A 9,733-nucleotide genomic window follows, 5' to 3' on the forward strand; every position below is an offset into this window, starting at 1 on the left:
TCCCGGATTGATGCGTCCTTCAGACGCCAGTGACTCGAATGGCGCGCAGGACCGAGCCTGCTTTGACCGTCGAGGTGTCGCCGGCTGTGTTGCTCGCGATTTGGAGCGTTACATTCCCGTCCGCGCCCGCGACGATCGTTCCAACAATACGGTCCGGACCGGACGTGGCGTACTGATGACTGAGGCTGCCGAGGTTGTTGAGGGAGGTGATGATACTGTATAGCGGCGTGGTGTTTGACGTGCTCGTGGTCAGGTACCACGCATTCTGAAGTGTCGATGCGGCTGGTGCGCCAATGGCAATCCTGATGCCGCTTGACGTCGAGCAAAGCATCGTCACTTCGATTTCAAACCGCCACTTCTCACCGTTCTTGACGGCAAAGGTCAGATTGGTCGATGTCGCGGTGGCCGCAGTGGTCGTGAAGTCGGCATTCAGCGTCTTGGCGACCTCGCTTATCCAGCCGACATTCCCAGCCAGGTCGACCGCCTGGGGGTGGCCGGAGGAGGAGAAGAGCGCGCTCTGACCCGAGGCTGCTGTCGGCGCGCTCGAGTCGAGCATGAGCGTCGGCACAAACAGCTTCATGCTCGTCGACGATGCCTGGAACGTTGTTGTGCTGCCGTTTTGAGTAAAGGCGACGATGCCGGTCGCCTGTGGCGCATTGACAGATGCGTTGATCCCATCGCTGTACAGGACGGGGTTGCTCGCCGTCGGAGCGGTCGCCTGGGGCAGGCAGTAGAAGGCGCCAAAGGTTGATGTCAGGCCAACAAGCGGTCTGACGTGGCAGGCGAAATCAGTGCCCGTCCCCGCCTTGAGGCTCGTAGAGATTGTAGCTGCTCCGGTCGTGAGCGCCCCCGTTGTCGCGACGTTCTGACTGCCGAAGTCCGGCGCCACCTTCGTGCCCGCAATCGCTGCCGTCGCGCTGACATCGGCGTTCACGATCGCCGCCGCCACCGGGACACCGCCCGCGAACTTGAGCACGCCCGTGTAGCTCGCCGCGGATGCCCCAAGGCCGCCGTTCGCTGCTGGCAAGATGCCTGACACTTCCGAGGTCAGAACAACGGGTCCTGTGGTCCCCCAGTTCCCGCCAGTGACGTGCGCGATGCCGGTCCCTGTCGGAGTTGTCCCCGGCGGTCCAACGGGGCCTTGCGGACCGGGGTCTCCCTGAGGCCCTTGCGCGCCCGTTGCACCGGTTGCCCCCTGTGCACCAGTGGCGCCGGTTGCACCTTGTGACCCAGTATCCCCCTTCGGGCCCTGTGCGCCAGTGGCGCCAATCGAGCCTTGCGGGCCAGTGGCACCCGTCGCGCCTTGCGGGCCAATCGGGCCCTGAATCCCCTGCGGGCCCTGAATACCTTGGATGCCCTGCGGTCCAGACTTTAGCTGAACAACAACGACATTACTCATCGGGACACCGTGGGGAGTAGATCGAACTGTCCAGCCATCAGCATCATCGTCGCGCCATCGGACTTATCAATAAGCAGGTCGTAATACCCGCCCGAGTACGCGACGCCGCCGTTCATCGCGAGCGATGCCGAACTCGTAATCATGATCTCGATACCGTTGTTGACCGAAGGCATCGGAGGGCCTGGACTGAACGTGTCCGCGATGAATGTGAGGCCTCCGCCCGCGATGAGTGACATAATCTGCGCAGAGGCGGAGTCAGGGGCGACGCGCGCGACCATGCGCGCGTGGCTCCATCCCGTGAAGTCCATCGGCACGAGGTCCTTTGGGTCCGTCGAGCCGCTGGCAGGCTGCGTGAAAAACACGAAGCGAGCTTTGAAGTCGACCCCCTGCCATACCTGCAGTCTCTTCGTCGCGAGCGGGCCGCCAGACATCAGGCGTCGTCCGGGCTGCTCTGATAGATACGTGCGTTGCCGGCGGCGCTGCCGACGAGGCCGAGGAAGTTGTCGACGCTCGCCTGCAGGAGGAATCGCTCCTTCGTGCCCGCCTTGATCACGTAACACGTGCCCGCTGCGCCGGTATAGACGCCGGAGGCCACGGTTCCTGATGCGGTGAGCGAAGGCGCGTTGCCGCCCGACACGAGCGCGCTCGTCGCGCCAAACACCACGCCGAGGTCGGCGGTGTCGGCCTCGATGGTGAGGTAGTTGCGCGTCAGGCTCTTCGGGTCCTGGCCGCTCACCTGCGGGTCCTTCTTTGCCTGTGAAATACCGCGCGTCAGGTCGATGTACGTCGCAGCCGCCGAGACCGCGATGACAGCGACCTGGCCAGGAACGCCGGCAGCCGCGAACGCACGCGGCGCCGAGACGAAGTCGATCTTTCGAGAGGCTACGGGAGCGGGCATGCAGGTCCTTTCACTTCAGTGATGTGTTGTCGGCGAACTTGATGGTGTGTCCTGGCTTTTGAGGTTTCGGACCAGGACCGTAAGCCGCCTGGTAGGACTGGGCGCGTCTTGGGTCGATGAGGGGCTCATCAAAAACTAGTCGCGCATACGGGCGCATGCTGGCCGCGATGGGCTTATTTCGATGTTCCGTCTCGTTTCTCAGCTTCTTTTGGGCGTCCTTGAACATGGCAGGGTTCGTGGCCTTCACAGCGTCCACGCCGTCCTTCGTCAGGTTGCCCTGGGCGAGCAGCAGGAGCATCAGCTCGGGGCGAACGACGAGGTCGAACTGGCGATTGAACCTCCCCTTCTGCGCCGGGGTGGGTTGCCACTGCTTTGCGTCCAGATGCGGGGTCAGCGCGTCGGGGCCGGGAGGCGGAGGCTTCGGGAGCGCGTCCATGAGGAAGGTGATCGCCCGGAGCGTCGCCGTGTTGACCGACGCCGCGATGTCCGGGGAGGCCTTGTCGAGGGGCTTCGTGACGGAGTTGAGGTGCCCGAGGACTTCCTCGTGTTGCGCGGCGACGTTCAGAAGCTGCTGCCGGCGTTCCTCAAAGGTCTTGGGGCCGGCGATGGGCGGCGACTCGACCGGCTTGCCGTCCATGGCCTTGCGCACCTGGTTCAGGCCGTGGTCGACGCGCTTCTGCACGCGGGCGTTCGCCTCCTGCATCGTCTGCATCACATGGTCGTTGCGCGCGACACTCGCGAGCTTGTCGAGCGTGTCAGCGACCATGAAGTCGAAGTGCGAGCGAATGACCTTCGAGGCGAGGCCGCCGAGGGCTTCGCCAGCGACGAAGCCGGCATGACCGCCAAGGAGCGCACCGGCACCGCCGAGGGCGTGCCCCGTCATCTTGTCGGTGAGCGAGAGGAACTGGTTAGTGCCGTTGGCGGCGACGCCGCGAGCGGCTGCCTTCTCCAACAAGAGTCCGCCCTGGTAGGCCTGCTTCGCTGCCTTGTAATCCCTGAGGAGCGTGCCGCCGGCCTCGTTCGCGACCTTGTCGGCGGCTTCCGTCACGCGACCCTCGAGCCACGAGCGGATCTGCTTGAGGGCCACGGTCGGGGCCTTGTCGGCGCCCGGCGCAGCGTTCCAATTCGAGACCATGTCGTCGACGGTCACGCGGAAGTCGCGCAGCTGCCGGAACGTGACCGACGCGTGGGGGTCGATCGCCCCGAGAGTGTCGTCCCACGCGCCCGTCGCGTCGAGGATGCGTCGGCGGAACGACTGGATCTCGCCCGTCGGCGCCGCCCTCTTGCGCAGCTCGTTCTGGATGGTCTCAAGCTGCGCGTCGATGTCCTCCACCTTGATGCGGGTCTTGCGCAGGGCGACGTCGTCGAGACGGTCGATGACGTTGTCCATCTGCTTGATGGCGTCCTTGCGGAGCAGCGGCGCGAGCTCGAGGATGTCCTCGCGTGTGCGCAGCTTGCGGCCGAGGAGTTGCTCCGCCTTCTCACGCGCGAGGCTGCCCACCTTCCACGCGCCGCCCGCGTAGCGGTTGGCCTCCGCCGTCATCTTCTGGGTCGGTCCTGCCGCGTGCCAGATGTGCTCGCCGGCTTTCTCCGAGAGCTTGGTGGCGATGTCGGAGTTGCCACCCAGCTTGCGCATGGCGCCCGTCACGGCCTCCTTCGTGCCCTGCCCGAGCGCGCTGATGCCTCCTCCGAACACGCCGCCGAGCATCGCGCCGTGGACCATGGCGGACGCGATGCGCTCGCCGTTGAGATCTACGTTGTCCTGCAGGAATCCCTGCCCGACCTCATGCGCGGCGCTGAAGATGGCGCCTTCGGTCGCGCCGCGCGCAGCACCGATGACGGTCTTCTGCGCGATGCGCCCGAGTGCGGTCTCGGCCTCCGTGCCCACGATCTTGCGCACGACGTCCTCGACGGCCTGACCGAGGCCTTGGACGGCGCGCGTGGGCCCCAGGAGAGTGCTCTCTACGGCCTGACGCACGAGCCCCTTGCCAGCCGCCTGCGCGGCTGCTGCCTCAATTGCGGGCCCGCTTCGCATGGCCTCCGCCGCTGCGTTCGCCGCTTGCTGTAGTCGCTCAGCGACCTGCGCCTGCGTCTGCGGCATCGTCGCATCGGGAACGACGCCCATCACGCGCCCGATCACGCCCGTGTTCTGGGCCGCGTGCGTGCCGATGGCCTCCCATTCGGCAGCGGCCGTCGGGGACACACGTCCGCGTCGGACCCACGCGTCGACGACGCGTCGCGTATTCTCAGGAGACAGGCCCTCGAGCACACGCTGGCTCTCGGGCGTGAGGGTGCCGATGACCCTGCGGGCCTCCGGCGAGATGGCCTCACCGAGCATCTCCGGCCCCGGCAGCGCAGCGCGCGCCGCCCGATCGATGAACTCGCCTTCGTACGTCGGTACAAGCCCCGTCGGGCCAGGCAGTGCAGGCGGTGCGCCACCGGGCAGACCGGGAGGGACGACCTCTCCGAGCGTCTCCCGCCCGGGAAGCAGCCCGCGCGGCGCTTGGTTGATGAACTCGCCTTCGTACGTCGGCACGAGGCCGGGAGTCTCTGGTAGCAAGGCGCGCGGCCCGCCGGGCAGCCCCGCCGGGGAAGGAACTGCCTCGCCGAGCGTCTCCGGGCCGGGAAGCAGCCCGCGAGGCGCTTGGTTGATGAACTCGCCTTCGTAGGTCGGTACAAGCCCTGGAGTCTCCGGCAGCGCCCGCGCACCGCCGGGAAGGCCCGGCAACTCCGCTGGAGGAGGGACGATCTCTCCGGGCATCTCCGGACCACGGAACAGTCCGCGCGGTGCCTGGTCGAGGAACTCGCCCTCAAGCGGAGCGAGGCCTTCGGCTGCCCGCGCGCCGACGCCCTCAAGTGGCGCTAGCGTCTCGGCGGCCCGTGCTCCGACGCTCTCTCCCTCCGTCAAGAGCAGTTTCTCGCCGGCCTTGAGGGCCGCGCGTGCCCGCTCACCGGCGCCGAGGAGCTTCACGCCGCCCTTCGCCGCGACGCGCTCCGCTTCGAGCGCCGCGAGGGCGGGTGTGGCGGTGCCTCCGGAGAGCGCGTCGACCGCGATCGGCGCGATGAAGCCGGCGGCCTCGCCGAGGCCCGTCGCCGTCGGGTTGGCCTCCTGGCTCTTGCGAATGGTCTCGCGGACCTCCTTGCCTCCGAGCCCGCCGATGGCGGCGTTCGAGATGCCGAGTGTGGCGCTGTCGAGGGCGGCGGTGCCGAACGCGAGCGCGCCGTGGCCGGCGTCGCCGTAGCGCGCGTCGGTGTCAGCCTTGTCGTACTCAGCTTGCGAGACGACCTTCGCGCCCTTCCTGAGCGCGTTCTGCAGGCTCTCGATGGGCACTGAGCCGATCTCGCCGCCGACGCTGACGGGGATCTGCGTGCCTTCGGGGGCGCCGTACTGCCCCGACACCAGCGCGGCTTGCGCCTGGTCGTCGGGGACTTCGACTTGGTTGCCGTTACGATCGAGTAGTTTCAACCGTCCTGCTGGGTGGTCTCACGGCCTAGGGAAACTAGACGCCGAGAAGCGTCGGCGCCATTTCCGATGTCACGGAACGCGACCTTCCATGCGCATCCGCGCGAGCTGCATCGGCGTCAGGACCTGCGAGTACGCCGGCGCAGGGTCAACGGCGGGGCGCCCTCGGTCGACGGCCTCCGTCTGCATCCTCGTGCGCTCCGTCTCCGCGTCGGCCCATCGGGCGATCTCCTCGAGCGTCGGCGGACGCGGCTTCGCAGCTGCCTTCGCAGGCGCACTCGCGCTCACCGTCCTTCGGCTGTACTTCGGCGCCGGCCCGGAGAGGCTCGGCCCTCCCGACGGCGCTTCCGCGTCGCTCTCGTAGTAGGCGCGCCCCTCAGGAGAGACGCGCAGCTGCTGGCCGGCGGGGTCGTAGAGACCAACGACGTCGTCGCCGCCTCGCACCTTCGTGGCGAACCGCTGGACGGCGGTTTGCGGGCGCGACGCGGGTGCAGGTGCCTGTCCCCCGCTGGTCTTCTGCGCGAACCGCTGAACGGCTGTCGCAGGGGCACGCCCTCCGCCAGTCAGCACGTTTCCGTTGACCAGCGTGCGAACTTGCCGCGCCTCGTCTGGAGTCAACTGGATGGCCCCGGTCTTGCGGAACTGCTCCGCCGCCGCTTGATCGAACTGCGGGTCCTCTGAGCCGCGAGGGATCGTCTTCCTGATCTCCTCATGGTGGTCGGGCTGCGAGAGCGCCTCCACGTCGCCACGGTACGGGGCGGTCTTCCTGAACGGCTCGGCCCACCGAGCAGCTGCCGCCCGCGTCCTATTCAAGCGCTCCTGCGCGGGAACGGACATCGGGACCCCCTTGCGGTCGTCCTGAAGAGGGCGCTCCTGTAGCTGCTTGCCGTTCGCCCCGTAGACCGGCAGCGAGTCCTCATCCGTGAGCTCGATGTCCGCTGCTGCCGCTGGCGCCGGTCGCTCCCTCGTCGTGACACCGTCAGGGCGCCCGTTGAGGCGTTTGCCGTCCTGCGTATATAGCGGCACCTCGGGGCCGACGTCGAAAGGCGCGGGTGCGGCGACGGGCGTGCCCATCGGCAAAACCATCTCCGGCCCCCGCTCGCCGACGAGGACGGGCTGACCCTGCGCAACCGGGCCGCCTTCCGCGCGCGCCGCGATGCCGGGGAGGGTGACGCCAGCCTTGGTGAAGTCCTCCACGTGCTCAAACGGCCGAATCGCGACGAGCGCTCCACTCTGCAGAGCGACCGAGTTGACGAAGTCCTTCGCCATCTGGACTTTCTTGCGCGCGACCGCCTCGGTGTCGTACGGGTTCACCGCAAGCTTATGCAGTGCTTCAAGGACGGGCGGAGCAATACGGCCTTCGGAGTCCTTCAGCTGCTTGCCGACGGAGCCCAGGACTTGCTGGTTGATGCCGTCGACCGCGACTGCATTCTGCGACGACTCCGGCATCAGGCGCTGAAAACCAGTGGAGTTGGCAATACCCGTCAACCAACCGGTCTTTTTTAGCACATCCGAATTCAGGATATTGTCGAACTGCTTGTTCTGCTCGGTGATGGTCGCCTGGATATCGGACTTGTCGTCCTTGTGCTTCGCGTTGGCGTCGATCTGCTTCGTCAGCGCGTGTTTCAGCAACTCACTGCGGTCCTTCGCAGTCAGGCCGAAGGCGTTGGGCGCTTCGGAGGTCTGCGTCGGCACCCACCTGTTTTCGTGATTGCCGCGATCGACCTTGCGCAGCTCGAGCTCCGCGTCGAGCTTCGCCGCCTGTGCCTTGACGATGTCCGACTGCGAAGCCTCCGCAACCGTCTGCACCTGCGTCTGGAGCGCCGTAATTGCGTAACCGTGAGCAAGGCGTTCGGCCTCGTCACGATTGCGCGTCTGCTCCATCGCCATCGAGTACATGTTGCGCATGTCGTTGAGGCGACCGCGCTTGTGCTCGTAGTTCGCCTTCTGCGCGTCGACGTCCGCACGGGCCATCGCGTCGAGTTGTTCGGCGATCTGATTGCTCGGCAGGTGCAGTGCCCCCTGCTGAACTGCGCCGAGCATGCGCGCGAGCGTCCACCGGACCTTCGTTACGGTGGACGCGTTGTGCCACATCCGGTCCGGATCGATCTCCTCGTTCGCGAGAGCGGCGGAGAACCGGTTCATCTTGTCGAGGTACTCGTCGCTCTTCGCCTGCGACTGTTGCGCACGAGCGCTGGTGTCCTTGCCCTGCTGCGCCTGCGCCTCGCTGACCCGCTGAGTAGCCGCCGCCTTATTCGCATAGCCCTGCGCCTCGGCGGCGTTGGCGGCTCGCTCCGCCTTGCCGATGCTGTCGAGGGCGGCCTGTCCCGCCGCCTGCCGCTCCGGGCTCACGAGCCTCTCCTCGTGCGCCGCGCGCGACACGGTCCGCCCAGGCGCCAGCATTGCCATCGTCAAGGCGTCCATGCCGCCCGCGCCGTCGCCTCCTTCAGGCGTCAGGAACACGGCCTTGGACGCCGGCTTGTCCGTGATGGGCGTGGAGCCGGGCACATTGTCCGGAGCGTCCGGCAGCTCGGCCGGCGTGAAATTGGGCTCCTTCGACATGCCGAAGTGGTAATTCGACGACATGGGGACGGCGCCCCCGCTGATGTCCAAGGAGCCCGTGCCGTTGGGGCCGGGGACCAGGTAGGTCGGCCCGCGGTCGGCGGGAATGCTGGGCGTGCGCTCCGTGCCGGGTACGGGGACGGTTCGGGCGTCGTTGAACTCGTTTGCCATTACTGCCCTCCGAGGGCCGCCATCCGTGCCTTGAGCTGCGCATTACCGGCGATGGCGTCGTTCAGCGACGCCTGCCGAGGAGTGTAGAGTGCAGAGATACTAGTCGGCGAAGCAGCGGCCTGGTGCGACGCGCCTGCCCCGTAGAGCTGGGCGAGGCTTTGCTGCTGGAAGGGCGTAGGAGGCGCCCCTCGCAGCGCCGCCGTCTGCTGCGCGGTCATCACGTAGCCGGGCGACTGCGGGTAGATGATCTCTGGCCCGTTCTCGCCGACCATGATCGGGTGCTGCCCGTTGAACGCGCCGCCGTGGGCGTACTTCGGAGGACCGGAACCACCACCCCCGCTGCCGCCCGTTGCAGCGTTGGCCGCGGCGCTGGCCGCGGCACCGCCTGCCGGCCCGCCCATCATCGTTCCCGCGACTCCCGCGGCTGTCCCGATCATCTGATTCGTTGCAGCCTGCGCCTGCTGCTGAAAGCCTGCAGAAAGGCCCTGCGCCGCGAGGTTTTGGCTCGTGTAGTTGTTGAGCGCGTTGAGGCTTTGGCCCTGCGCCTGCTGACCGATACCGGCGTAGCCGAGACGCATCTGATTCTGCTGCGCTTGGTTCGCACTATCGAGCTGGCCCTGCGAGATGGCCGACCCCTGTTCGAGCCCGTACTGGCCCTGCAGCTGATTGCCGACCTGTCCGTAGAGGTTTGCAGCCAGGCCCTGCGCCTGTTCACGCTCTTGCGCGCCAAGTGCAGCGGCTTGAGCGGCCCCTTGCATCTGCATCTGGGCACCGTTCATCGCCGCCTGTCGCCGAGCCCCTGCGGCTGCGATTGCGCCCCCTCGCGTTGAGTTCGCGACGGCCATCTGGGCATCGATGCCCTGGTCCAACTGGCTCTGGAACTGCGCACGTGACGCCTCCCCGTTGTTGTGCATAAGATCGTCGGCAAGGACTTGCTGTCGCCCGATATTGTGGTCAATCGCAGCGCGACTCTGATCCTGGAACTGATTCGCGATTGTCGGGCCCTTCTGCGTGTAATTCCGCCCGAGGTCGCCATATACCCCGGCATCCTGGTCCGACTGATACATCTGGCGGTTATAGGCGGCGGTGTTCGGTCCTTGAGCCCTCTTCGCTTCAGCGCCGAAGAGTCCAGCGATACCGCCAGCGCTCTGAGAGCCCGGATCATCCGCCTGGACGGAGGTGTCCGAGCCCGCGGAGAAGCCCTGGCGATAGCCGGTGTCAGAATTATAGTCCGCCATTT

At 66.9% G+C, this 9,733-nt stretch carries 6 protein-coding genes; all 6 read right to left on the reverse strand.

What is annotated here, in order from left to right; genetic code table 11:
- Positions 1 to 19 precede the first annotated feature (19 nt).
- Positions 20 to 976 (reverse strand): hypothetical protein, encoded by a 957-nt coding sequence (locus tag AKJ09_RS00140; RefSeq protein WP_240488360.1) that lies wholly within the window; start codon positions 974 to 976, stop codon positions 20 to 22.
- Between the two features lie 419 nt (positions 977 to 1,395).
- Positions 1,396 to 1,830, reverse strand: coding sequence for a hypothetical protein (locus tag AKJ09_RS00145; protein ID WP_146644922.1), 435 nt, complete (start codon positions 1,828 to 1,830; stop codon positions 1,396 to 1,398).
- Positions 1,830 to 2,297, reverse strand: coding sequence for a hypothetical protein (locus tag AKJ09_RS00150; protein ID WP_146644924.1), 468 nt, complete (start codon positions 2,295 to 2,297; stop codon positions 1,830 to 1,832). The genes AKJ09_RS00145 and AKJ09_RS00150 overlap by 1 nt, the downstream gene beginning before the upstream one ends.
- Positions 2,298 to 2,307: 10 nt before the next feature.
- Positions 2,308 to 5,763 (reverse strand): hypothetical protein, encoded by a 3,456-nt coding sequence (locus AKJ09_RS00155; protein ID WP_146644926.1) that lies wholly within the window; start codon positions 5,761 to 5,763, stop codon positions 2,308 to 2,310.
- 69 nt (positions 5,764 to 5,832) lie between these two features.
- The gene (locus AKJ09_RS00160) at positions 5,833 to 8,493 is read right to left on the reverse strand and encodes a hypothetical protein (RefSeq protein WP_146644928.1); all 2,661 of its coding nucleotides are present in this window, start codon (positions 8,491 to 8,493) and stop codon (positions 5,833 to 5,835) included.
- Entirely contained in the window at positions 8,493 to 9,731 is a 1,239-nt protein-coding gene (locus tag AKJ09_RS00165; protein WP_146644930.1) for a hypothetical protein, read from the reverse strand. The genes AKJ09_RS00160 and AKJ09_RS00165 overlap by 1 nt, the downstream gene beginning before the upstream one ends.
- Positions 9,732 to 9,733 lie beyond the last annotated feature (2 nt).

This window comes from Labilithrix luteola, assembly GCF_001263205.1.
Classification (GTDB): Bacteria; Myxococcota_A; Polyangia; order Polyangiales; family Polyangiaceae; genus Labilithrix; species Labilithrix luteola.